The 23,988-nt window shown below is 75.7% G+C and carries 18 protein-coding genes; 14 read left to right on the top strand and 4 right to left on the bottom strand.

Translation table 11 applies throughout. From position 1 onward, the window contains the following. Window positions 1–218 precede the first annotated feature (218 nt). Both ACFXOZ_RS03325 and ACFXOZ_RS03320 read left to right on the top strand, forming a co-directional pair. A complete protein-coding gene (locus tag ACFXOZ_RS03325) occupies window positions 219–812 on the top strand; it encodes a hypothetical protein (protein ID WP_380586957.1) in 594 nt (197 codons plus the stop codon). Continuing rightward, on the top strand, window positions 803–2,227 hold the full coding sequence (locus ACFXOZ_RS03320; protein ID WP_380586954.1) for an ABC transporter substrate-binding protein: 1,425 nt from the start codon (window positions 803–805) through the stop codon (window positions 2,225–2,227). Before ACFXOZ_RS03325 ends, ACFXOZ_RS03320 begins: the two co-directional genes overlap by 10 nt. Window positions 2,228–2,280: 53 nt before the next feature. Here ACFXOZ_RS03320 and ACFXOZ_RS03315 read toward each other — a convergent pair whose 3' ends face one another. The 3 genes from ACFXOZ_RS03315 to ACFXOZ_RS03305 all read right to left on the bottom strand — a co-directional run bounded on the left by ACFXOZ_RS03315 (window position 2,281) and on the right by ACFXOZ_RS03305 (window position 5,354). Then, window positions 2,281–3,375 (bottom strand): PP2C family protein-serine/threonine phosphatase, encoded by a 1,095-nt coding sequence (locus ACFXOZ_RS03315; RefSeq protein WP_380523139.1) that lies wholly within the window; start codon window positions 3,373–3,375, stop codon window positions 2,281–2,283. Window positions 3,376–3,592: 217 nt separating this feature from the next. Then, a complete protein-coding gene (locus ACFXOZ_RS03310; RefSeq protein ID WP_375892035.1) occupies window positions 3,593–4,015 on the bottom strand; it encodes a MarR family winged helix-turn-helix transcriptional regulator in 423 nt (140 codons plus the stop codon). 43 nt (window positions 4,016–4,058) lie between these two features. Beyond that, window positions 4,059–5,354, bottom strand: coding sequence for a M48 family metalloprotease (locus ACFXOZ_RS03305; protein WP_380523140.1), 1,296 nt, complete (start codon window positions 5,352–5,354; stop codon window positions 4,059–4,061). 170 nt (window positions 5,355–5,524) lie between these two features. On the opposite strand from ACFXOZ_RS03305, the gene ACFXOZ_RS03300 reads away from it, so the two are divergent. The 7 genes from ACFXOZ_RS03300 (at window position 5,525) to ACFXOZ_RS03270 (ending at window position 12,512) form a co-directional block, all read left to right on the top strand. Beyond that, a complete protein-coding gene (locus tag ACFXOZ_RS03300) occupies window positions 5,525–6,664 on the top strand; it encodes a CapA family protein (RefSeq protein WP_380586951.1) in 1,140 nt (379 codons plus the stop codon). 466 nt (window positions 6,665–7,130) lie between these two features. Then, entirely contained in the window at window positions 7,131–7,877 is a 747-nt protein-coding gene (locus ACFXOZ_RS03295) for a 2,3-dihydro-2,3-dihydroxybenzoate dehydrogenase (RefSeq protein ID WP_380587086.1), read from the top strand. Between the two features lie 61 nt (window positions 7,878–7,938). After that, window positions 7,939–9,150, top strand: a complete 1,212-nt coding sequence (dhbC, locus tag ACFXOZ_RS03290; RefSeq protein WP_380586948.1) for an isochorismate synthase DhbC — start codon at window positions 7,939–7,941, stop codon at window positions 9,148–9,150. Next, on the top strand, window positions 9,147–10,817 hold the full coding sequence (locus tag ACFXOZ_RS03285) for a (2,3-dihydroxybenzoyl)adenylate synthase (RefSeq protein WP_380586945.1): 1,671 nt from the start codon (window positions 9,147–9,149) through the stop codon (window positions 10,815–10,817). Before dhbC ends, ACFXOZ_RS03285 begins: the two co-directional genes overlap by 4 nt. 53 nt (window positions 10,818–10,870) lie before the next feature. Further along, window positions 10,871–11,521, top strand: a complete 651-nt coding sequence (locus tag ACFXOZ_RS03280) for an isochorismatase family protein (protein WP_380586943.1) — start codon at window positions 10,871–10,873, stop codon at window positions 11,519–11,521. A gap of 5 nt (window positions 11,522–11,526) precedes the next feature. Continuing rightward, window positions 11,527–11,760 (top strand): phosphopantetheine-binding protein, encoded by a 234-nt coding sequence (locus ACFXOZ_RS03275; protein WP_380523144.1) that lies wholly within the window; start codon window positions 11,527–11,529, stop codon window positions 11,758–11,760. Between the two features lie 56 nt (window positions 11,761–11,816). Then, window positions 11,817–12,512, top strand: a complete 696-nt coding sequence (locus tag ACFXOZ_RS03270; RefSeq protein WP_380586940.1) for an AMP-binding protein — start codon at window positions 11,817–11,819, stop codon at window positions 12,510–12,512. Between the two features lie 107 nt (window positions 12,513–12,619). On the opposite strand, the gene ACFXOZ_RS03265 is transcribed toward ACFXOZ_RS03270, so the two are convergent. Continuing rightward, window positions 12,620–13,798, bottom strand: coding sequence for an amidohydrolase (locus tag ACFXOZ_RS03265; protein ID WP_380586937.1), 1,179 nt, complete (start codon window positions 13,796–13,798; stop codon window positions 12,620–12,622). A gap of 117 nt (window positions 13,799–13,915) precedes the next feature. On the opposite strand from ACFXOZ_RS03265, the gene ACFXOZ_RS03260 reads away from it, so the two are divergent. Genes ACFXOZ_RS03260 through ACFXOZ_RS03240 form a run of 5 tightly spaced genes read left to right on the top strand, consistent with a single transcriptional unit; the run spans window position 13,916 to window position 23,962 of the window. Beyond that, on the top strand, window positions 13,916–21,355 hold the full coding sequence (locus ACFXOZ_RS03260) for an amino acid adenylation domain-containing protein (RefSeq protein ID WP_380586934.1): 7,440 nt from the start codon (window positions 13,916–13,918) through the stop codon (window positions 21,353–21,355). Beyond that, window positions 21,348–21,533, top strand: coding sequence for an MbtH family protein (locus ACFXOZ_RS03255; RefSeq protein WP_375892016.1), 186 nt, complete (start codon window positions 21,348–21,350; stop codon window positions 21,531–21,533). The genes ACFXOZ_RS03260 and ACFXOZ_RS03255 overlap by 8 nt, the downstream gene beginning before the upstream one ends. Window positions 21,534–21,586: 53 nt before the next feature. After that, the gene (locus ACFXOZ_RS03250; RefSeq protein WP_380586931.1) at window positions 21,587–22,924 is read left to right on the top strand and encodes a DHA2 family efflux MFS transporter permease subunit; all 1,338 of its coding nucleotides are present in this window, start codon (window positions 21,587–21,589) and stop codon (window positions 22,922–22,924) included. A 52-nt stretch (window positions 22,925–22,976) separates the two neighbouring features. Next, a complete protein-coding gene (locus ACFXOZ_RS03245; RefSeq protein ID WP_375892013.1) occupies window positions 22,977–23,561 on the top strand; it encodes a hypothetical protein in 585 nt (194 codons plus the stop codon). Then, on the top strand, window positions 23,558–23,962 hold the full coding sequence (locus ACFXOZ_RS03240; protein WP_380587083.1) for a Uma2 family endonuclease: 405 nt from the start codon (window positions 23,558–23,560) through the stop codon (window positions 23,960–23,962). Before ACFXOZ_RS03245 ends, ACFXOZ_RS03240 begins: the two co-directional genes overlap by 4 nt. Window positions 23,963–23,988: the final 26 nt, after the last annotated feature.

Below are 23,988 nucleotides of genomic sequence, written 5' to 3'. Positions count from 1 at the left end.
CTCGCGCGCGCTCCGGAGGCTCTGCGGCAGGCGGGCACCGCGCCGGACGGGGGAAACCCTCGGGGCGTTACGGGTGATTTCTCCGTCGGATTGCGATGCGTCCATGGATCCGCCTTCATGGTGTCACCTGAGACGTTTCCAGGATCGGCCTGGAACAGCATCCGGGGATCCGCGACCGGCCGGGCGCAGTCCGGGCGGCGCGGTCGAGAGGGAACACCATGCGCGTGACGCGAAGCGGCACCTCCCGGGGCGGCAGCGCCCTCCTGCGGACGGCGGGCGGGCTGCTCGCCCTGCTGCTGGCGGGCACCGCGGCCGGGTGCGGCAGCACCAAGTCCGGGTCCGGGTCCTCGGCCTCCTCCCCGGCCGCGACCGCGAGCGTCACCGCCGGTGCGAGTGTCACCACCGGCGCCGGCGCCGGCGCCGGCGCCAGTGCCACCGCCCCCGCCGACCCGGCCGCCGCCCAGGCGGAGGTCACCGCCAACTGGGAGAAGTTCTTCGACCCGGCCACCCCGATCGCCGACAAGGCCAAGCTGCTCCAGGGCGGCGACACGCTGCTCCCGGTGCTCCAGGGCTTCTCCCAGGACCCCCGGGTGGGCCAGGTGAAGGCCACGGTGGGCGGGGTCGCGTTCACCGACGCCGCCGACGCGACCGTCACCTACGCGCTCTCCCTCCAGGGCACCGTGGTCGCGCCGGCCGCGACCGGGCAGGCCGTCCTCGACAACGGCACCTGGAAGGTCTCCCGCTCGACCCTGTGCGGGCTGCTCACCCAGGCCGGCGGGGCCAGTGCCACCCCGGTCCCCGGATGCGGCTGACCGCACCTCGGCGGCACCTGACCGCACTGCCGCACGGCCGCGGGCCGACGCCCGTCCTGCGTCCGGTCCTGGTCTCGGTCCTGGCACCGGTCCTGGCCCTGCTCCTGGCCCTGCTGCCGTTGCTCGCCGGCTGCGGCACCCGGCTGCCGGACGGCGCCTTCACCGCCCGCGCCACGCCCGCCCCGGGGGCCGGCGGCAACCCGTCCTTCGACACCGGCGTGTCCGCGACCGCGATCCGGATCGGCATCGTCACCTCCCTGACCAGCCCGGTCGGCAGCGAGGTGTTCAGCGGCCCCCGGTACGGCGCCCAGGCGTTCTTCCAGGCCCTCAACGACCGCGGCGGCCTGCACGGGCGCACGGTCGAGGTGGTGACCTGCGACGACGGCGGCAGCGGCATCGGCAACCAGGACTGCGTGCACCGGCTGGTCGACCAGGCGCACGTCTTCGCCCTCGTCAGCGGCAGCGTCCTGGACTACGCGGGCGCGCCGTACGTGAGCGGCAAGGCGGTGCCGGACGTCGGCGGCCAGCCGATCGGCACGGCGTACGACCGCTGGCCGCACCTGTACGGGATCTACGGCAGCGCCGCCCCGCGCGACGGCCGGGCGGTCGGCTGGAACGGCACCCTGTACCAGAGCACCGAGGTGTTCCGTTTCTTCAAGCAGCGCCTGGGCGCCGACAGCGCCGCCGTGGTCGCCTACAACCAGGCCGACTCGGCCCGCTACGCCGGACAGCTCAAGGCGGGGCTGGAGGCGGAGGGCTACCGGGTGCTGCTCCAGACGGTGGACTTCGCGCTGCCGAACTTCCAGGCGGTGGCCGCGGCCGTGCGCGCCGACGGCTCGCAGCTGCTGTTCGACGCGATGGACTCGCGCGGGAACGCGGCGCTCTGCCGGGCGCTGGACGAGGCCGGGGTGTCGGTCGCGGCGAAGGTGACCACGGTGCAGAACTGGTCGGAGTCGGTGCGCACCGACTACGCCGCCTCGCCGAACTGCCGCAACGCGCTCTGGGCGACGTCCTCCAGCCAGAACTACGAGGACGAGCAGCACCCGGCCGTGCACGACTTCCGCGCCGCGATGGCCCGCTCCTACCCGGACCGGGCCGACCGGCTGTCCGCGTGGGAGCTGGAGGGCTGGGCGGGCGCCCAGTGGCTCGCCGACGCCCTGGACTCCTGCGGCGCCGCACCGACCCGGGTCTGCGTCGAGGCCTTCCTGAACCGCGCCGAGCCCTACGACGCGCACGGGCTGATCCTGCCCGCGTCCTTCGTGCCGCAGCCGCCGCCGAGCGGGCCCACCCGGGCCTGTCTGAACGTCGCCCGCTGGCAGGACTCCGCCGGGGGCGGGCGGGGCGGCTGGGTCACCCAGGTGCCGGCCATGACCACGGACTGCTTCGACGTGCCGCAGCTGCCGTACCGGCCGTGACCGACGGCGGGTCCCGTGGCCGAAGACGGGTCCCGGCGAGGGGCGGACGCGTCCTAAGGGAGCCGCTCCACCATCACCATCGCCGCGTCGTCGTCCAGCCGGCGGCCGACGTGTGCCAGCAGGTCGCGGCGCAGGCGGCTCAGCAGGACGCCGGGGCGCTCGGCCTGCCAGGCGGTGACCCGTTCGGTCAGCGGGTAGAAGCGGCGCTGGGCGTCCCGGGCCTCGATCACCCCGTCGGTGTAGATCAGCAGCCGGTCGCCCGGGTGGAACGGGAAGGTCTGCACCTGGTACGAGACCGGGGCGAGTTCGCCGAGGCCGAGCGGCGGTGCCGGGTTGCGGGTGGTGAGCGTGGTGACGCCGTCCGGGCGCAGCAGCAGCGGGGGCGGGTGGCCGCAGTCGATGAGGTGGACGTGCGAGCCGTCGTCGGGGATGTCGATCAGCACGGCGGTGATGAAGGACTCGCCGCCCTCGTCCGGCGCCTCCTCGGCCGGGCGCTGGTGCCGGGAGCGTTCGGCCCGCCGGGCCTCGGCGAGCTGGGCGAGGTCCCAGCAGACGCTGCCGTCCAGGTACTCGGCCAGGCCCGGCAGGTCGGCGTGCAGGTGGGCGGCGGCGCGGAAGGCGCCGAGCAGCAGGGCCGCGTCGCCGAGCGAGGACAGCCCCTTGCCGCGGACGTCGCCGACCAGCAGCCGGGTGCCGTCGGTGGTCCGGGCGGCCGCGTACAGGTCGCCGCCGACCTGGGCCTCGGCCTCGGCGGCCAGGTAGAAGGAGGCCAGGTGCAGTGGTCCGATCCGCTCCGGCAGCGGGCGCAGCAGGACCCGCTGGGCGGCCTCGGAGACCGAGCGCACCCGGGCGAGCTCGCGTTCGTGCCGGTCGCGCAGCACCCGCAGGCCGACGATCAGCGCCGAGACGACCACCTGGGCGCTCAGCTGGGTCTCGATGTTGGCGCTGGTCAGGCCGTCCCGGACGGCCCCGATGGCGGTGAGCGCGGCGAGGGCCAGCAGGGCGACCCCGGCGGTGGCCCGCGGGCCGGCGAAGGAGGCGGTGAGGGCCGGGGCGACGATCAGCAGCGGGCCGAGGTGGATCGACGGCGGGGAGAGGATGTCGACGACGGTGATCACGACGATCAGTGCGAGCGGCAGTGCCGTCATCACTCGGCGGTCGGGTCGCCAGGAGCGGCGGCGGGCGCGGGGACGGGGGTCATCGGGACGCTGCCGGAGGGGCACCTCTCCTCTGTACACCGTGGGGGCGGTGGGGCGCACCCCGGGGCGGGCGGGGCCGGGGGCGGAGGCGCTGGGGTGAGGAGGGGCCGGCGAGAGGCCGGAGAGGGGGGCCGGCGAGGGGGCCGGGGCGCGGGTGCGGGCCCGGTCAGTCCTCCTGGCCGTAGCGGGCCAGGTACGCGGCGAAGCGGGCGACGTCCTCGTCGGACCATTCGGTGAAGCGGGCGGTGAAGGCCGTCCGGCGCTGCTCGTTGGCGTCCCGCAGCAGGGTGAGGCCGCCCTCGGTGGCGCGCAGGATCTGGCCGCGCTGGTCGTCCGGGTCGGTCTCGCGGCGCAGCAGGCCGAGCTTCTCCAGCGCGGTGACCTGGCGGCTGACGGTGGACTTGTCGAGCATGAAGTACGCGGCCACGTCGGCGGCCCGGCAGCCGCCGCGCTCGGTGATCAGGTCGAGGATGCTGTACGTGACCAGGGAGAGGTCGGGGTGCAGCTGGGAGGCCTTGTGCCGGGCACGGCGGGCGAAGGCGGTCAGCTCGCGCTGGATGGTGTCGATGGACGACTCGCGGCCGGGCACGGCGTTCCTACCTCCTCGGGATTTGTTGCACTATACAACGGATTTACCCCGGGGTCGCGCGTCTCTCCGCCGCCGGGCCGCCGTTCGCGGGGTCCGGCGGGTCCTGCCCTACCCGCCCTGCCTGCCAGGCGCGGGCCGCCGCGATCCGGCGGGTCGCACTCGGGTGAGTGGCGAACAGTAGCTCAAGCAGCCTCGGCGGGTCGACATCCGAGACGTTCACCACCGCCAGTCTGCGCTGCATCGCCACGAACTGCTCGGCGTCCCCGGTCAGTTCGAGGGCGTGCCGGTCCGCCCTGGCCTCGATCCGGCGGCTCACCGCACACTGCACCGGCCCCGACAGCGCGCCGATCAGCGCCGCCGACGCGGCCAGCAGGGGCAGCGCCCGGGGATCCGCCGCGTCCGCGGCTCCGGCCGCCGCCAGCAGCGGCCGCCAGTTCGCCAGCAGGCCCAGCAGTACCACCGCCACTGCGGCACCCAGCGCCCCGAGCGCCGTACCGACCGGCACGTCCCGGTGCTTGACGTGCCCCAGTTCGTGCGCCACCACCAGCTCCACCTCGCGCGGCTCGGCCGCCGTCAGCAGGGTGTCGTACGCGACGATCCGGCGGGTCGCGCCGAACCCGGAGACGTACGCGTTCAGCGCGGTGGTCCGCCGGGAGGCGTCCGCCACCAGGACGTCCCGCACCCGCACGCCGTCCCGCTCGGCCAGCGCCAGCAGTGCCGTCCGCAGCTCGCCCGGCGGCATCGGGGTGAAGCGGTTGAACACCGGCTCGATCAGCAGCGGGTGGAGGAAGGACAGCGCGGCCGTCAGCAGCGCCGCCGCCCCCGCCGCCGGGAGCCACCAGTGCCGCGGGGACCACCCGGTCAGCGCGAACAGCCCGAGCACCAGCGGCAGGACCAGCAGCAGGGTCAGCCCGAGCGAGCGCACGGCGTCCAGCGCCCAGCCCGCCCAGCTCTGGGTCACCAGGCCGAACCGGGCCCGGACGGCCCGCGCCCCCGCCCCGAACGGCAGTTGCAGCGCCTGGCCCAGCACCACCAGGGCAGCCGCGCCTGCCAGCACCCCGGCCGTCCGGGAACCGCCGAACCAGCGGCCGGTGGCGGTCACCAGCGCGGCACCGGCCGGGGTCAGGCCCAGCACCAGGGTCAGCGCCAGGCCCGCCAGGCGGCCGCCGAGTGCCCACGGCAGCTGGGCGCGGCGCAGCGCGCGGCCGCGGGCGCGCTCGGCGGGGGTGAAGTCGGGTGCGGGGGTCGCGCCGGGGGTTGGGGCTGGCGCTGGGGTGGGCTCGGGCGTCGTCATCGGCGGGGTGGCTCCGGCGGGGGTGAGGGTGGGCGGGTCCAGCATGTCCTACCGCAGGCGGCGGGCGCCCACGCGTCGCGCGCGTTCGCGCGGGGTCGTCGCTTGTCGGCCCGCTGGTGTCCTCCTGTGTCCGGAATGTTGTGGATGCGGGCACAAGCGGTGCCGATTCGGTGGCGTAGGCTGACCGCTTGCATCGACCTCGGGGGGAACCACTCATGCGCCGTGCCGCGGCTGCCGTCGCCGTGCTCGTCGGCCTGACCGTCGCCACCGCCTGCGGGCCGGACGACCCGGCACCCGGTTCGGCGTCGACCGCCGCGCCCGCCGCGGCGCCCCCGGCCTCCGCCGCCGCGACCACCGGTACGGCCCCCGCAGCCGCCCCCACCAAGGGCGGCGCGCCCCGCCCGGACGGCACCATCACCGTCGCCTTCGCCGGAGACGTCCACTTCGAGGGCCGGACCGAGCCCCGGCTGTCCGTCCAGCCGCCCGAGCAGGCCCTCGGCCCGATCTCCCGCACCCTCGCCGACGCCGACCTCTCCGTGCTCAACCTGGAGACCGCGATCACCGGGCGCGGCGCACCCGAACCGAAGACCTACACCTTCCGCACCACGCCCAAGGCGCTGTCCGTGCTCAAGGACTCCGGCGTGGACGTCGTCTCGATGGCCAACAACCACGCCGTCGACTTCGGCGCCGACGGCCTCACCGACACCCTGGCCGCCAAGGACTCCTCACCCGTCCCGGTGATCGGCGTCGGGCACAACGCCAAGGAGGCGTACGCCCCGTACGTGACCACCGTGCGCGGGGTGAAGGTCGCGGTGGTCGCCGCCAGCCAGGTCGAGGACATCACCAACCAGAAGTGGCGGGCCGGCGCGAACAAGCCCGGCATCGCCTCCGCCCTGGACGTCCCCGCGCTGGTCGCGGCCGTGCAGGCGGCCAAGCAGCAGGCCCCGGTCGTCCTCGTCTACCTGCACTGGGGCGAGGAGGGCAAGGCCTGCCCGACCGCCGCCCAGACCGCCGTGGCCAAGAAGCTCGCCGCCGTCGGCGCCTCCGCGGTGGTCGGCACCCATGCCCACACCATGGTCGGCTCGGGCATGCTCGGCAACACCTACATCGGGTACGGCTTCGGCAACTTCCTCTGGTACGGCACCTCCAACTACGCCTTCTCCAACGAGACCGGCGTCACCACCCTCACCCTCGCCGCCGACGGCAAGGTCAAGGGCGAGGCCTTCGCCCCGGCCACCATCGACGACAAGGGCATCCCCCAGCCGGTCACCGGCGCCGCCGCCGAGGCCGCCCTCAAGCGCCGCGACGGCCTGCGCGGCTGCGCCGGACTCACCCCGCCCCCGGCCGCCCACTGACGACGGCCGTCCACCGGCGACGGCTGCCCACTGACGACGGCCGCCCACTGACGACGGCCGTCCACTGGCGACGGCCGTCCACCGAGACGGCGGTCCGTACATCAACGGGTGAGCGGTCAAATGGAACTGACCACCCGTAGAGCATCGTTGCGACGCCCGGTCGAGGGCGGCATCGACGCGAACCCCTTAGGGCCCGTGTTCGGACTCCCGCAGACGGGAGTCCGAAGGCGGGCCCTGGAGCCCCTGAGGCCGCTCGTCCCGTCGTCGGGGCGGGCGGCCTCTTCGCGTGCCCGGGCGGATCGGGACGCAGCAGGACGGCCTGGCGGATTGACGACGGCCCAGGTGTCGGAATCTGTCGAACGGGCTATCGGCGTAGGCGAACAAATGTGTTAGGTTAGGCTTGCCTAACATTGCTGGTCGGAGGGGAAGTCCTGTGGAACGGTCCGAATTCGCCGGTGTCGTCGCGATGGTCACCGGGGCCGGACAGGGCATCGGCGCGGCCGTGGCCCGGGCGCTGGTCGCCGAGGGAGCCGTCGTCGCGGCGGTGGACCGGGAGGCCGGCCCGCTCGCCGGGGTCGCGGCGGAATCCGAGGCGCTGCACCCGTACGCCCTGGACGTCTCCGACGCCCGAGCGGTCGACAGCGCAGTGGAATTGATGGAGCGTCAACTCGGCCCGATCGGCGTACTGGTGAACGTCGCCGGAGTGCTGCGCCCCGGCCCGGTCGTCGAACTGTCCGACGCCGACTGGGCGGAGACCTTCGCCGTCAACAGCACCGGGGTGTTCCACACCGGCCGGGCGGTCGGCCGCCGGATGGCCGAGCGGGGGCGGGGCGCCGTCGTCACGGTGGGCTCCAACGCCGCCGGGGTGCCGCGGGCCGGGATGGCCGCCTACGCGGCGTCCAAGGCGGCGGCCACCATGTTCACCCGCTGCCTCGGCCTGGAGCTGGCCCGCTCCGGGGTGCGCTGCAACGTCGTCTCGCCCGGCTCGACCGACACCCGGATGCAGCGCGGGCTGTGGGGTGAGGACGCCGAGGCGGCCGAACAGCGCCTGATCGAGGGCGACTTGGCGTCCTGGCGGGTCGGCATCCCGCTCGGGCGGATCGCCGAGCCCGCCGACATCGCGGAGGCCGTGCTCTTCCTGGCCTCCGACCGGGCCCGGCACATCACCATGCACGACCTGTACGTCGACGGCGGCGCGACCCTGCGCGCCTGAGGCACCCCCGGGCATCCGCCGACCGCAGACCGTAGACCCGTCCCAGACTGGAGAGACCACCGTGACCACGGTGCACCACGCCCCGCCGACCCCCACCGACGGCGGCCCCGACCGAACCGCCATCGGCGCGGCCAGCGGCCTGCTCGGCCAGTACCGGGCCGCCGACGACGAGGCGTTCCTCGCCTCACCGACCCGCACCCTGCTCGCCGCGGGCGTGCACGCCCGGGTGCCGCAGGACGCCCGCCCGCTGCCCGTCCGGGTCGCCGAGACGCTGGCCGGGGCACGCCGCGACGGGGTCGAACGGCCCCTGGTGGTCGGTGCGGTGGCCTTCGACCACGGCGGCCGGGACGAACTCGCCGTCCCCGCCCGGGTCCGGTCCGCCGGGGCGCTGCGCGACGACCCGCTGATCGCGCTGCCCGCACCGCGGGCCGCGCAGGCCGGTTGGCGGATCCGCTCGGTCCCGGAGCCGGAGGCGTACGGTGCGGGCGTCGCGGCGGCCGTCGAGCGGCTGCGCGGCGGGGAGTTGAGCAAGGTGGTGCTGGCTCGCACGCTGGAGCTGACCAGCGACCGGCCGCTCGACCTGCCGGCCGTGCTGCAGCGCCTGGCCCGGCGCGACCCCGGCGGCTACACCTTCGCCGTCCCGGCCGGCGCCGGCAGCACCCTGATCGGCGCCAGCCCCGAACTCCTGCTCTCCCGCCGGGGCACGGCCGTGCTGGCCAACCCGCTGGCCGGCTCGGTGCCGCGCAGCGAGGACCTCGGCGAGGACGTCCGGCGCGCCGCCGCGCTGCTGGAGTCGCCCAAGGACCTGCACGAGCACGCCGTGGTGGTGGACGCGATCCGCGCGGCGCTGGCGCCCTACTGCCGGAACCTGGACGTGCCGGAGCGGCCCACCCTGGTGCGGACGGCGGCGATGTGGCACCTGGCCACCACGATCAGCGGTGAGCTGGCCGACCCGGCCGTCTCCGCCCTGGAGCTGGCCTGCGCGCTGCACCCGACCCCGGCGGTCTGCGGCACGCCGACGGACGTCGCCCGCCGGGTGATCGGCGAGATCGAGCCCTTCGAGCGGGGCCTGTACACCGGCATGGTCGGCTGGGGCGACGAGAGCGGCGACGGCGAGTGGGTGGTGACCATCCGCTGCGCGCAGGCGCAGGACCGCACGCTGCGGGTGTACGCGGGCGCCGGGGTGGTCGAGCAGTCCCGGCCGGAGGCCGAACTCGCCGAGACCAGCGCCAAGTTCCGCACCTTCCTGGAGGCCGCGGGGGTGGCGCTGTGACGCCCCTGGACGAGGTGCTGGACGGATTCACCCCGTACCCGGCCGACTTCGCCGAGCGCTACCGGGCGGCCGGCCACTGGCGCGGCGAGACCTTCGGGCGGATGCTGCGCGAGCGCGCCGCCGCGCACGGCGACCGGATCGCCGTGGTCGACCCCGGCGGCCACTCGGTGGCGGCGGGCGAGCGGCGCTGGACGTACGCCGAACTCGACCGCCGGGCCGACCGGATGGCCGCCGGGCTGCTCGCCCGCGGGCTCCGGGCCGGGGACCGGGTGGTGGTCCAACTGCCCAACGCCGCCGAGTTCTTCGAGGTGGTCTTCGCCCTGTTCCGGATCGGTGCGCTGCCGGTCTTCGCGCTGCCCGCGCACCGCTACGCGGAGATCTCGCACTTCTGCGCGTTCACGGGCGCCGTGGCGTACGTCGTCCCGGGCGTCGAGGGCGGCTTCGACCACCGCGAACTCGCCACCCGGGTACGGGAGGAGAACCCGGACCTGCGGCTGGTGCTGGTGGCCGGCGAGGACCCGGGCGAGCACCTGCGGCTGGCGGACGTGGCCTGCGACGGCCCCGGACCCGCGCGCGAACCCGAGCCCGGGGACGTCGCGTTCCTCCAGCTCTCGGGCGGCAGCACCGGGGTGCCGAAGCTGATCCCGCGCACCCACGACGACTACATCTACTCGCTGCGCGGCTCGGTCGAGCTGTGCGCGCTGGACGGGCGCAGCGTCTACCTGTGCGTGCTGCCCGCCGCCCACAACTTCCCGCTCAGCTCGCCCGGTTCGCTCGGCACGCTGTACGCCGGCGGCCGGGTGGTGCTCTGCCCGCAGCCCAGCCCCGAGACGGCCTTCCCGCTGATGGCGCGCGAGGGCGTCACCGTCACCGGGCTCGTCCCGCCGCTCGCGCTGCTGTGGCTGGACGCCGTGGAGCGCGGCGCCCGCGGCCACGAGAGCCTGGAGGTGCTGCTGGTCGGCGGCGCCAAGTTCAGCGAGGAGGCGGCCCGGCGGGTCGGCCCGGTGCTGGGCTGCACGCTCCAGCAGGTGTTCGGGATGGCCGAGGGTCTGGTCAACTACACCCGGCTGGACGACCCGGAGGAGCTGATCGCCACCACCCAGGGCCGGCCGATCTCCGCCGACGACGAGGTCCGGGTGGTCGACGACCAGGACCGCGACCTGCCCGACGGCACCACCGGGCACCTGCTCACCCGGGGCCCGTACACCATCCGCGGCTACTGGAACGCCCCCGGGCACAACGCGGCCTCCTTCACCGCGGACGGCTACTACCGCACCGGGGACCTGGTCCGCCGGCTCCCCAGCGGCCACCTGGTGGTCGAGGGCCGGGCCAAGGACCAGATCAACCGGGGCGGCGAGAAGGTCGCCGCCGAGGAGATCGAGAACCACCTGCTCGCCCACCCGGCCGTGCACGACGCGGCGGTGGTGTCGATGCCCGACCCGTACCTCGGCGAACGCACCTGCGCGTACGTCGTGCTCCGCGCCGAACACCGCGAACAGCCGCCGAAGGGCGTCGAGTTGAAGCGCTTCGTGCGCGGGCGCGGACTGGCCGAGTACAAGGTGCCGGACCGGGTGGAGTTCGTCGACGCCTTCCCCGCCACCGGGATCGGCAAGGTCAGCAAGAAGGACCTGCGGGCCGCCATCGCGGCCTCCCTCCCCGCATCGTGACAGCCCCCCGTCTACCCCCCATCACCCCCGTGAATCCGAGGAGTTCGACCATCGTGGGCCTGCCCCGCATTCCCTCCTACCCGCTGCCCACCGCCGGGGAGCTGCCCGCCAACCGGGTCTCCTGGACGGTGGACCCGGCCCGCGCCGTGCTGCTGGTGCACGACCTGCAGAACCACTTCCTGGACGCCTTCCCGGGCGACGCCGCGCCCCTGCCCGAACTCCTGGCCAACGTCGCCGCGTTGACCGCCGCGGCCCGCGCGAGCGGGGTGCCGGTCCTCTACTCGGCGCAGCGCGGCGGGCAGAGCCCGGCCGAACGCGGACTCCAGCAGGACTTCTGGGGCCCCGGCATCCCCGACGACCCGCGCGCCACCGCGGTCGCCGACGCCGTCGCCCCGGCCGAGGGCGACACCGTCCTCACCAAGTGGAAGTACAGCGCCTTCGTGCGCACCGAGTTGGAGCAGCTGCTGCGCGAGCAGGGCCGCGACCAGCTGGTGATCACCGGGGTCTACGCCCACATCGGCGTGCAGGCCACAGCCTGCGACGCCTGGATGCGGGACGTCCGGGCCTTCGTGGTGGCCGATGCGGTCGCCGACTTCGGACCGGACGAGCACCGCGCCGCACTGGAGTGGATCGCCGGGCGGTGCGGGGCGGTCACCACCGCGGACGTCGTACGCGCGGCGCTGGAAGGGACGGACGGGAAGTGACGGGCGTGGACGCGACCGGTTTCACGGTGGAACGGATCCGGGGCGAGGTCGCCGACCTGCTCGGGGAGGACCCGGCGGACATCCCGCTGGACGAGAACCTGGCCGACTGGGGGCTGGACTCGATCCGGCTGATGACCCTGGCCGAGCGCTGGCGGGCCGAGGGCGCCGAGGTGGAGTTCGTACGGCTGGCGGAGCGGCCGTCCGTCGAGGCCTGGGCCGAACTGCTGGGCGTGGCCTGATGGAGGCGGTCGTACGGGAGGCGGGCGCGGGCCCGGCCGGCGCGGGGGGCCCTTCCGTGGAGGAGGGCCCGGCCGGGCTGCTCGCGGCGGAGGGGCTGGTCCTGCCGGAACCGGTGCGGTCCGGTCCGGCGGTCGAGTACCCGGCCACCACCGTGGTCGGCCCGGTCGAGGCCCAGGCGGCCCGGATGCCGCAGGCGCCGGCGCTGGTGCTCGCGGACGGCGGGGTGGTGACGTACCGGGAGCTGAACGCCTCGGCCAACCGGCTGGCCCGGGCCCTGGCCCGGCGCGGCGCCCGGCCGGGTGCGGTGGTCGGGCTGACGCCCGCCGGCCGTCCGGAGGAGCAGCTGACGGCGGTGCTCGCGGTGGCCAAGTCCGGGGCGGCGTGGCTGTCGTTGGACCCGGCGGACCCGCCCGGGCGGCGGGACTGGCTGCGCGCCGAGAACGAGCTGGTCTGCGTGCTGGGGGAGGGGACACCGGGTGCACCGGGCGGCCTCGACACCACCGGCGAGCTGGACACCGACCCGCCGCGCGCGCTCACCCCGCAGCACCTGCTCAGCGTCGGGTACGGCCCGGGCGGGCGCCCGGCCGCCGTCCGGCTGACCCACGCCGAGGCGGACCGGCGGGTGCGCGAGCTCCAGGCCGCCCACCCGCTCGGGCCGGGCGACCGGGTGCTGCAACTGCGGCTGCCGCACTGGGGCTTCCTCTGGCCGCTGCGGACGGGCGCGGCGGTGGTGCTGGCGGGCGGCGGCTGACGGATGACTGCGAACAACTTTCAGCGAACAGATGATGAAAGATGAAATCTGTTCGCTGAAAGTTGTCATCTGTTATCTGTCGGCTGTTGTCCGTCAGCTGTCAGTCATCAGCCGTTGGCCGTCAGCTGTCGGCCGCCCCCCGCCGCCAGGTCCATCGCGGTCCATGCCATCGCCACCGCGCCGTCCAGCAGGGCCCGTTCGGCCTCCGCCCCGAGCGCGGCCTCGGCGAAGGCCGCCTCGTGCGGTGCGCAGGAGCCCCCGGTGATGTCCAGGACCGGATGGATGGAGGGCACCACGTGCGAGACGTTCCCCATGTCCGTGCAGGCGAACGGCGCGCGCTCGACCGGTTCCGGCCGGCCCAGCGCCGCCGCGTTGGCGCGCCAGTGGGTGAGCAGGGCCGGGTCGGAGCGCATGTCCAGGTAGTCCGGCTCGGGCCTGGTCAGCTCCACCTCGCAGCCGGTGGCCAGCGCTCCGGCCCGGAAGCAGTCCTCGACCCGCGCCCGCAGGTGGGCGAGGTCCTCGGCCGCCGAGGCGCGGATCTCGTACTCGGCGCTCGCGCTGTCGGGGATCAGGTTCGGGGCCGTCCCGGCCGCGGTGGTGATGCCGTGCACCCGCCACTGGGGCGGGAGTTGCTGCCGCAGCAGCCCGAGCGCGACCTGCGCGACGGTGAGCGCGTCGGCGGCGTTGCGGCCCTCGTGCGGGTTGAGGCTGGGGTGGGCGGCGCGCCCGGTGTAGCGGACGGACAGGGTGCCCAGAGCGAAGGAGCGGAAGTCGGCGACCTCGACCGGGCAGGGGTGCACCATCATCGCCGCGTCCACCCCGTCGAAGGCTCCGGCCTCCAGCAGCAGGGCCTTGCCGGCCCCGCGCTCCTCGGCCGGTGCGCCGATCACCCGTACGGTGAGCCCGAGTTCGTCCGCGTACGGGGCGAGCCCGAGCGCCGCGCCGACGCCGGCGGCGGCGATCAGGTTGTGCCCGCAGGCGTGCCCCAGGCCGGGGAGGGCGTCGTACTCGCAGACCAGCGCGACGGTGACCGGCCCGCTGCCGAGGCTCGCGGTGAACGCGGTGGCCAGGCCGTGGGCGGGTGCGGTGACCGAGTAGCCGTGGGAGCGCAGCAGTTGGGCGCACCAGGCGGCCGCCCGGTGCTCCTCGAAGGCGGTCTCGGGGTGGGCGTGGATGCGGTGGCTGAGCGCCAGCAGGTCGGCCGTGTGCGCGTGGACGCGTTCGCGGACGGCCTGCTTGGCCGCGCTCGGCGCCTGGTTCTCGGGCTGATTCCGAGGCTGGGTCATGGGCGTCTCCGGGATGTCAGGGGCGCGGCCGCACGAGGCCGTTGACCAGATCGTATGAAGTTAGATTAGGCTAACCTAAGTAAGGCGTTCCGGATCCCCCGAGGAGCTCTCCGCACCATGCCCGCCGTCGAAACGCAGCCCGCCGATCAGCAGCCGGCCGATCAGCAGCCCGTCGATCAGCAGCCCACCGGGGCCCGGTCCGCCGACGTCCCGCTGCTCGCCGCCCAGGCCGCCGTCTGGTACGCCCAGTCGCTCGACCCCGCCAGCCCGGTCTACAACACCGGCGACGCCGTCGAGATCACCGGACCGCTCGACGAGGAGGCCTTCGAGGCGGCCCTGCGGCAGACCGTGGACGAGGCCGAGGCCCTCGGCGCGGTCGTCGTCACCGGCCCGGACGGCACCCCGCACCAGCGCCTGACCCCCGGTCACCGCTGGCCGCTGCACCGCCTCGACCTGCGGGCCGCCGAGGAGCCGTCCGCAGAGGCCGAGGCCTGGATGCGCGCCGACCTCGCCCGCCCGGCCGACCTCACCACCGGCCCGCTGTTCACCCAGGCGCTCATCCGGCTCGCCGACGACCAGCGGATCTGGTACCGCCGGATCCACCACCTCGCCGTCGACGCCTACGCGTTGACCCTCCTCGGCGACCGCGTCGCCGCCCACTACACCGCCCGCACCACCGGCGCCGACCCCGGCCCCAGCCCCTTCGCCCGCCTCGCCGAGGCCGCCGCCGAGGAGGCCGCCTACCGCGCGGGCGAGGACTACCGCACCGACCGCGCCCACTGGTCCGCCCACCTTGCCGGCGCCGACGCCCCGGCCGTCCTGCCGGGCACCCCCGCCGTGCATCCCGGGGCCGAGCACTCCGGGGCCGAGCGCTCCGGGCGGCCCGGGGCCGAGTCGACCCCGCTGCGGCTGACCGCCACCCTCCCCGCCGGAACCCGCGAGCGCCTGGAGCGTGCCGCCACCGCGGCCCGCGCCACCTGGGCGGAGCTCCTCCTCGCCGCCACCGCCGGCTACCTGCACCGCCTGACCGGCGCCCAGGACGTCCTGCTCGGCCTCCCGCTCGCCAACCGCCGCGGCCCCGCCGCCCTGCGCACGCCCGTCGCCGCCGCCAACGTGCTGCCGCTGCGCCTGGCCGTCCGCCCCGCCGACACCGCCGAGGACCTGCTGCGCCAGGTGGTCCGCGCCTTGCGCACCGCCCGCCGCCACCAGCGCTACCCGCTGGAGGACCTGCGCCGCGACCTCGGCCGCACCGGCGGACGCCGCGCCCTGTTCGGCCCGATGGTCAACATCAAGGCCTTCGAGGCCGACCTCGACCTGGCCGGCCTGCCCGGCGTGGTCCGCAACCTCGCCGCCGGACCGGTCGACGACCTCGCCGTGAACGTCTCGCCCGGCCCCGACGGCGGCCTGCGCCTGCTCCTCGACGCCGACCCGGCCCGCCACGGCGCCGACTCGCTGGCCGCCCACCGCGACGGCCTGCTGCGCTACCTCGACGCCCTCACCGAGCTGCTGCTCACCGACCCGACGACGCCGATCGCCCGGATCGACCTGCTGGACGCCGACGCCCTGCGCCGCGCCACCGAGGGCCGCACCGAACCCCCGGTCGAGCGGACCGTGCCCGAGCTGTTCTCCGCCCAGGCCGCCCGCACCCCGGCCGCCGTCGCCGTCCGCTGCGGCGAAACCGCCCTCACCTTCGGCGAGTTGGAGAGCCGGTCCGACCGCCTCGCCCACCGGCTGCGCGGCCTCGGCGTCCACGGCGGCGCGCCCGTCGCCCTTGCCCTGCCGCGCAGCGCGGACACCCTGGTCGCGATGCTCGCCGTGCTCAAGGCCGGCGGCGCCTGCGTCAGCCTCGACCTGGCCCACCCCCGGCAGCGGCTCGCCGCCGTGCTGGCCGACGCCCGCCCGGTCTGCGCCGTCGGCACCCCCGAGGCGCTCGCCGACCTCGACCTGCCGCCCGGCCTGCCCACCGTACGGCCGTCCGACGCCGAGGCCCCCGGTGCCACCGCGGCCCCCGGTGCCACCGCGGCCCCTGAGGCCCCCGGGAGCCCCGAGGCGCCCCTGCCGGCCCCGCGCCTCCACGACGCCGCCTACGTGCTGCACACCTCCGGCTCCACCGGCCGCCCCAAGGGCGTGGTCGTCACCCATGCCTCGTTCGCCAACCTGCACGCCGGCCACGGCGAGGACCACATCGCCCCCGCCGTCCGCCGCACCGGCCGCGAGCGCCTGCGCATCGCCCACAGCGCCTCCTTCGCCTTCGACGCCTCCTGGGACCCGGTGCTGTGGATGGTCCACGGCCACGAGCTCCACCTGCTCGACGACGCCACCTACCGCGACCCGGCCGCCCTCGCCGCCCACCTCCACCGCGAGCGCATCGACTACCTCGACCTCACCCCCTCCTACCTCGAAGTCCTCCTCGCCGAAGGCGTGCTGGACGAGGACCGGCACCGCCCCTCGGTGCTCGCGGTCGGCGGCGAGGCCACCCCGCCCGCCCTCTGGCAGCGGCTCGCCGCCGTCCCCGGCCTGCACCCGATCGACCTCTACGGCCCCACCGAGACCACCGTCGACGCCTACGCCTGGACCCCGGGCCCGGACGGCGCCCCGACCGGCAGGGTGGTGCGCGGCTCCCGCGCCTACGTCCTGGACGGCTCGCTGCGCCCCGCGCCCGACGGCGTGACCGGCGAACTGTACGTGGCCGGTGCCTGCCTGGCCCGCGGCTACCTCGGCCGCCCCGACCTCACCGCCGAACGCTTCCTCGCCGACCCCTTCGGCCCGCCCGGCGACCGGATGTACCGCACCGGCGACCTCGCCCGCCGCCGCCCCGACGGCACCCTGGAGTTCCTCGGGCGCGCCGACGACCAGGTGAAGATCCGCGGTTTCCGGGTCGAACCCGGCGAGATCGCCGCCGTCCTCGCCCAACTGCCGGGCGTGGCGCAGGCCGTGGTGATCGCCCGGCCCGGGCCGCAGGGCAAACGACTGCTCGGCTACGTCGTCCCCGCCACCGGTGAACTCCCCGCCATCGGCGACCACCCCACCGGTGCCGTCCCCGACCCCGAGGCCCTGCGCGCCGCGCTCGCCGCCCGCCTGCCCGCCCACATGGTCCCGGCCGCCGTCCTGCTGCTGGACGAACTGCCGCGCACCGCCCACGACAAGCTGGACCACCGCGCCCTCCCGGAGCCCGCCGCCACCACCCCCGGCGCGGCCGCCGCCACCCCGCAGGAGGAACTGGTCTGCGGGCTGTTCGCCGACGTCCTCGGCCTGCCCGCCGCACCCGGCCGGGAGGAGTCCTTCTTCGACCTCGGCGGCCACTCCCTGCTCGCCGGTCGGCTGGCCGCCCGGCTGCGCGAGACCTTCGCCGCACCGGTCGCCTTCGCCGACGTCTTCCGCCACCCGACCCCGGCCGCCCTCGCCGCCCTGGTCCGGCCCGCAGTGCAGGACGGGCCCCCCGAGGCCGGGCCCGCCGAACCCCGCCCGGCCCTGGTGCCCGTGCCCCGCACCGAGCGGATGCCGCTCTCGCCCGCCCAGCGCGGCCTCTGGTTCCTGCACCGGCTCGAAGGCCCCAGCCCCACCTACAACATCCCGCTCGCCCTCACCCTCACCGGCCCGCTCGACCGCGCCGCCCTCACCCTCGCCCTCGGCGACCTCACCGCCCGGCACGAAGTCCTGCGCACCGTCTACGGCGAGGAGCCGGACGGCACGCCGTACCAGCGGATCCTGCCGCCCGCGCCGGTCGAACTCCCGGACGTCGAGGGCGAGCTGTCCGAGGCCGTCCGGTACGCCTTCGACCTCACCGCCGAACCCCCGCTGCGCGCCACGCTGTTCGGCCACGGGCGCGAGCGGCACACCCTGCTCCTGCTGCTCCACCACATCGCCGGCGACGGCGCCTCCACCACCCCGCTGCTGCACGACCTCGCCGCCGCCTACACCGCCCGGCAGGCCGGGCGCGCGCCCGAACTCGCCCCACTGGACGTCCAGTTCGCCGACCACGCGGCCTGGCAGCGACAGCTGCTCGGCACCGTGGACGCACCCACCCCGCTCGCCGTACGGCAGACCGAGCACTGGCGCACCGCCCTGGCCGGCCTGCCCGACCAGCTCGACCTGCCCACCGACCGCCCCCGCCCGCCGCTGGCCGGACACGACGGCGCCACCGTCCCCTTCGCCCTCGGCGCCGAGGCGCACACCGCCCTCGCCGCGCTCGCCCGCGCCACCGGCGGCACCGTGTTCATGGCCGTCCAGGCCGGCCTCGCCGCGCTGCTCACCCGGCACGGCTGCGGCACCGACATCCCCGTCGGCACCCCGCTCGCCGGGCGCGAGGACGAGCGGACCGCCGCCCTGGTCGGCTACTTCGTCAACTCCGCCGTGCTGCGCACCGACACCGCCGGCGACCCGTCCTTCCGGGAGCTGCTCCGGCGCGTGCGCGGCACCGTGCTGGCCGCGCACGAGCACGCCGACCTGCCCTTCGACCGCCTGGTCGAGGAGCTCAACCCGGCCCGCTCGCTCGCCCGCCACCCGCTGTTCCAGGTGATGCTCGCCTGGCAGAGCCGCGCCGACGAACCCCTCGCGCTCGGCGGCGGCCTGACCGTCGAGATCGCCGCGATCCCCAGCGGCACCGCCAAGTTCGACCTCACCCTCAATGCGGGGGAGCGGCCCGGCGGCGGCATCGGCGGCTTCCTGGAGTACCGCACCGACCTCTTCGACCCCGCCACCGCGACCGCCCTCGCGGACCGCCTCACCCGGCTGCTCACCGCCGCCGCCACCGCCCCGGACACCCCGATCGGCCGGCTGCCGCTGATCAGCGCGGAGGAGCGCCGGCGCGCCCTGGTCGAGTGGAACCTCACCCCGTCCGCCGCAGCCGTGCCGACGGCGCCCGTGCCGGCGGCCACCGACCCGACCGCCACCCTGCCCGAGCTCTTCGAGGCCGCGGCCGCCGCCAACCCGCGCGCCGTAGCGGTCAGTTGCGGCGACGACCGACTCGACTACACCGAACTCTCCGCCCGCGCCGACCGCCTGGCCCGCCTGCTGGCCGCCCACGGCATCGGCCCCGGCACCATCGTCGCGCTCGCCCTGCCCCGCTCGGTCGACCTGGTCGTCGCCCTGCTCGCGGTCGCCAAGTCCGGCGCCGCCTACCTCCCGCTCGACCCCGACTACCCGGCCGACCGCCTCGCCTACATGCTGGCCGACGCCACCCCCGCCGCCCTGCTCACCGACCGGGCCACCGCCCCCCGGCTGCCCGTCCACGACGTCCCCCGACTCCTGGTCGACGGGCCGGAGTCGGCGCGGTACCCGGCCACCCCGCTCGCCCAGCACGAACGCACCCGTCCGCTGCGCGCCGAGGACACCGCGTACGTCATCTACACCTCCGGCTCCACCGGCCGGCCCAAGGGCGTGCCCGTCACCCACCGCAACGTCGCCCGGCTGTTCAGCTCCACCGACCACTGGTTCGGCTTCGACGCCCAGGACGTCTGGACGCTCTTCCACTCCTACGCCTTCGACTTCTCGGTCTGGGAACTGTGGGGCGCGCTGCTGTACGGCGGCCGGCTGGTCGTCGTCCCGCACCTGGTCAGCCGCGACCCGGCGGCCTTCCTCGACCTGCTCGCCCGCGAGCGCGTCACCGTGCTCAACCAGACCCCGTCCGCCTTCTACCAGCTCAGCGCCGCCGACCGCGACCGTCCCGGCAGCGAACTCGCCCTGCGCTACGTGGTGTTCGGCGGCGAGGCGCTCGAACTCGGCCGCCTCGACGACTGGTACTCCCGGCACCCGCAGGACGCCCCGACCCTGGTCAACATGTACGGCATCACCGAGACCACCGTGCACGTCTCGTACATCGCCCTCGACCGGGCGAGCGCCGCCGCCACCAGCAGCAGCACCATCGGCGTCAACATCCCCGACCTGCGGGTCTACGTCCTCGACCAGCACCTCCAGCCCGTCCCGCCCGGCGTCACCGGCGAGATGTACGTCGCCGGGGCCGGCCTGGCCCGCGGCTACCTCGGCCGCCCCGAACTCACCGCCACCCGCTTCGTCGCCGACCCGCACGCCGAGCTGTTCGGCGAGCGGGGCACCCGGATGTACCGCTCCGGCGACCTCGCCCGCCGCCGGGCGGACGGCGTGCTGGAGTACTTCGGCCGCGCCGACCAGCAGGTGAAGCTGCGCGGCTTCCGGATCGAACTCGGCGAGATCGAGGCCGTGCTGGCCGCCCACCCGGCCGTCGCCGACGCCGCCGTGGTGGTCCGCGAGGACACCCCCGGCGACAAGCGCCTGGTCGGCTACGTCGTGGGCACTTCCCCCACGGCCCCCACCGCCCCCACTGCCTCCACCGCCCCCACCGCCCCCGCCACCCCCACCACCCCCGCCGCCTCGCCCGAGGACCTGCGCGCCCACGCCGCCGCCGAACTGCCCGCCCACATGGTGCCCTCCGCCGTGGTCCTGGTCGACCGGCTGCCGCTGACCGCCAACGGCAAGCTCGACCGCCGGGCCCTGCCCGCCCCCGAGGCCCCCGCCGCCGGAGCCGGCCGCCCGCCCCGCAGCCCGCGCGAGCAGCAGCTCTGCCAGCTCTTCGCCGAGGTCCTGGGCCTGGAGGCGGTCGGGGTCGAGGACGACTTCTTCGCGCTCGGCGGCCACTCCCTGCTGGTGGTCCGGCTGGCCGGCCGGATCCGCGAGGTGCTCGGCCTGGAGGTCGGCATCGGCGCGCTGTTCCAGGCCTCCAGCGTGGCCGCGCTCGACGCCGCCCTGTCCGAGGGCGCCCCCGGCGCCGACGCCCTGGACGTGCTGCTCCCGCTGCGCCCCACCGCCCCCGGCCGCCGGGCCCCGCTGTTCGCGATCCACCCGGCCGGCGGCCTCAGCTGGTGCTACACCGGCCTGATCCGCCACCTCCCGGCCGACGTCCCCCTCTACGGCCTCCAGGCCCAGGGCGTCGGCGCCGCCACCGTCGGCGAACCGCTGCCCGCGACCATGGAGGAGCTGGCCGCGCACTACGCCGACCGGCTGCGCGAGGTCCAGCCCGAGGGGCCGTACCGGCTGCTCGGCTGGTCCACCGGCGGGATCATCGCCCACGCCGTCGCCGTCCGGCTCCAGGAGCTCGGCCAGCGGGTCGAACTGCTCGCGATCCTGGACGCCTACCCGGCCGAGGGCTTCCGCGAACTGCCCGTCCCGGACCAGGCCGAAGCCCTGGAGGCGCTGCTCACCATGGGCGGCTTCGGGCCCGACGACCTCGCCGGGCAGCCGCTCGAACTCGACTCCGTCATCGAGCTGCTGGGCCGCGAGGGCAGCCCGCTGGCCGGGCTGGACCGGTCCACCGTGACGGCGCTCAACGAGATCTACCTCAACACCAACCACCTGGTGCGCGGCTACGACCACCGCCCCTTCCACGGCGACGTCCGGTTCTTCCGCGCCACCGTCGACACCATCGACGAGACCCTGGTGCCCGAACTCTGGGCCCCCTACGTGACCGGCCGGATCGACAACACCGACGTGGCCTGCTCGCACAAGGACATGACCCTGCCCGCCCCGATCGCGCACATCGCGAGCGTGATCGCCGACCACCTGGAGAACCCCGACCATGAGTGACGCCCCCGCCAACCCCTTCGACGCCGACGGCGAGTTCCTGGCCCTCGTCAACGGCCAGGGCCAGCACTCCCTGTGGCCCGCCTTCGCCGCCGTCCCGCCCGGCTGGGGCGTCGCCCACGGCCCCTGCGCCCGCCCCGACGCCCTCGCCTGGATCACCGCGCACTGGACCGACCTGTGACCCCTCCCGCCGTCGCGTCCCCAGCGCGCCCCCTGCTCGCGGGGCGCGCCGCCGTGGTCGTCGTGTACACCGCCGCGATGTGCATGAACGGCCTCGACTCGACCATCGTCAACCCCGCGCTGTACCGGATCGCCGAGGACTTCGGCCGGCCCGTCCCGGCGGCCAACTCCGTCGAGACCGCCTTCCTGATCGGCCTCGCCCTCGGCCTGCCGGTGGCGGGCTGGCTCGGTGACCGGTACGGCGTGAAGCGGGTCTTCCTCGGCGCGCTCGCCGTCTTCACCCTCGCCTCCGCACTCTGCGCCGCCGCCCCCGGCCTCGGCGCCCTGGCCGCCGCCCGCGCCGTCCAGGGCGTGGCGGGCGGCCTGCTCACCCCGGTCGGCATGACCCTGCTGTTCCGCGCCTTCACGCCGGAGGAGCGCCCGCGCCTGGGCCGGATCCTGATCGTGCCGACCGCCCTGATGCCCGCCCTCGGACCGCCCCTCGGCGGCTTCCTCACCGAACACCTCTCCTGGCACTGGCTGTTCCTGGTCAACCTGCCGGTCGGCATCGCCGCCGTGGCACTCGGCCTGGCCGCCCTGCGGACCGAACCGGAACCCCCGGCCGGCCGCTTCGACACCCGCGGCTTCCTGCTCGCCACCCCGGGCCTCGGCCTGCTCACCTACGCCCTCGGCTTCGGCCCGGCCCACGGCTGGACGGCACCGGCGGTCTGGCTCGGCGGCCTCGCCGGAGCCGCCCTGCTCGGGCTCGCGGTACGCAACCAGCTCCGCTCGCCCGAACCGCTGGTGGACCTGCGGCTGCTCGCCGACCGCTCCTACGGCGCGGCGAGCTGGCTGGCGCTGCTCACCTCGGCCGGTCTGATGGGCGCCCTGTTCGTGCTGCCGCTGCTCTACCAGGCCGCCCGCGGCGCCACCGCCCTGGACGCCGGGCTCAGCGTCTTCCCCGAGGCGATCGGCCTGATGGCCGCCTCCCAGGTGGTCGACCGGCTGCTGCCCAGGCTCGGCCCGCGCCGCCTCGCCCTGCCCGCCCTGCTGCTGGCCGCGGCGATCCTCGCCGCCCTCGGCCTCGCCGAGAACCCCTGGGCCGTACGGGCGTTGATGTTCGCCGTCGGACTGGTGCTGGGCACCGCCGTGCTCACCGTCCAGATCGCCGGCTTCGCCGACGTCCCGCCGCCCGCCATGGGCAGGGCGATGGCCCTGTTCACCATTCTGCGCACCCTCGGCGGCGCCATCGGCATCGCCGCCACCGCCGCCCTGATCGGCGCCCTCGGCGACGGCGCCGACCCCGCCCCCTACCGGCTCGCCCTGGCCCTCACCGCCACCTTGGTCGCCGCCGGAGCCCTCCTCGCCCGCCGCCTCCCGGCCCAGGGCCCACCCCCGCCCCCGGAGGGCTGAGGGGCCCGGAACGCGGCTGCGCCGCAGGTCAGTCCTGGTGCATCATCGGGGGATGACGAACGCTGCCTCCTTCCGCGAGCCCGGCAACTGGCTCGGCGGGTTCTACGAACTGGCCATCGAGGTCGGCCCCACCGGTGACGACGACCGGCTGGCGGCCGCCCTCGCCGCCGTCTGGACCGCAGCGGGCGTCGAGGGCTGCGTCACCGGCCGGGACGCCGAACCCGAGGAGCAGCCGGAGGCCCCGTGCACCCTCGCCTCGCTGGCCGGGACCGGCCATCTCCAGGGCCGGGTCCGGCTGCCGGAGGGGCAGTTGGTGGTGTGCGGGTGCATGGTCGTCCGGGAGGAGGACGGCAGCGACTGGCTCGACTTCTACGTCCCGACCGGCGCCCTGGACGCGGCCGGGGTGCCGGCCCGGGCCGGTCTGATGTCCTACCGGTCGGCCGCCCTCGACGACTGGCTCGCCGCCGTCGCCACCGAGGCCCACCGCACCGTGTCCTTCCCCCTCGCCCTGGTCGGCTGGGAGGTCTCCGGCAGCACCGACGCCGCCACCCTCGCCGGCCGCCCACCGGCCCACCGCACCGTCGGCTACCTCCTCCCGCAGGGCGGCAGCCTCCATTACGCCCAGGCCAACGCCTGACCCCGGTCCGGCTGGAGGCCCGCCCGTCCGCTCGGCCCGCCGCCGTACGGTGGCCGGAAGTCGGTGCTGTCCGCAATCCCGACCTGACCTACCTGCCGGAGGGCGTCATCGACCTGGCAGGCCACACCATTCCGGCCGAGCTCGCGCTGATCGCGGTCGAGGTCGTCTCCCCGTCCAACCCCGAGAACGACTGGACGGGGAGGGTCCGGGACTACCCGCGGATGGGCTTCCCGCTCTATCTGATCATCGACCCGCGTCAGAAGACCGTCACCCTGTTCTCGGAGCCGAACCGCGACCGCTACCACACCCGTACCGAGCGGGAGTTCGGCGAGACGATCCGGATCCCCGAGCCGTTCGGCTTCGAGCTGGACCTGGCGCGGCTGGTCCCGTACCGGGACTGAGAGGCTTCACCCGTTGGCGGGAACTT

It is taken from the genome of Kitasatospora sp. NPDC059160, from assembly GCF_042755465.1.
Classification (GTDB): Bacteria; Actinomycetota; Actinomycetes; order Streptomycetales; family Streptomycetaceae; genus Kitasatospora.
Note: the sequence above shows the minus strand (reverse complement) of the source record. Positions and strands in the feature narration are given on the sequence as shown.

Excerpts from the sequence above, each read along its gene's own strand:
- ACFXOZ_RS03325 (WP_380586957.1), top strand. The coding sequence starts at position 219 with ATGCGCGTGACGCGAAGCGGCACCTCCCGGGGCGGCAGCGCCCTCCTG.
- ACFXOZ_RS03320 (WP_380586954.1), top strand. The coding sequence starts at position 803 with ATGCGGCTGACCGCACCTCGGCGGCACCTGACCGCACTGCCGCACGGC.
- ACFXOZ_RS03315 (WP_380523139.1), bottom strand. The coding sequence starts at position 3,375 with ATGACGGCACTGCCGCTCGCACTGATCGTCGTGATCACCGTCGTCGAC.
- ACFXOZ_RS03305 (WP_380523140.1), bottom strand. The coding sequence starts at position 5,354 with ATGCTGGACCCGCCCACCCTCACCCCCGCCGGAGCCACCCCGCCGATG.
- ACFXOZ_RS03300 (WP_380586951.1), top strand. The coding sequence starts at position 5,525 with ATGCGCCGTGCCGCGGCTGCCGTCGCCGTGCTCGTCGGCCTGACCGTC.
- ACFXOZ_RS03295 (WP_380587086.1), top strand. The coding sequence starts at position 7,131 with ATGGTCACCGGGGCCGGACAGGGCATCGGCGCGGCCGTGGCCCGGGCG.
- ACFXOZ_RS03265 (WP_380586937.1), bottom strand. The coding sequence starts at position 13,798 with ATGACCCAGCCTCGGAATCAGCCCGAGAACCAGGCGCCGAGCGCGGCC.
- ACFXOZ_RS03260 (WP_380586934.1), top strand. The coding sequence starts at position 13,916 with ATGCCCGCCGTCGAAACGCAGCCCGCCGATCAGCAGCCGGCCGATCAG.
- ACFXOZ_RS03255 (WP_375892016.1), top strand. The coding sequence starts at position 21,348 with ATGAGTGACGCCCCCGCCAACCCCTTCGACGCCGACGGCGAGTTCCTG.
- ACFXOZ_RS03245 (WP_375892013.1), top strand. The coding sequence starts at position 22,977 with ATGACGAACGCTGCCTCCTTCCGCGAGCCCGGCAACTGGCTCGGCGGG.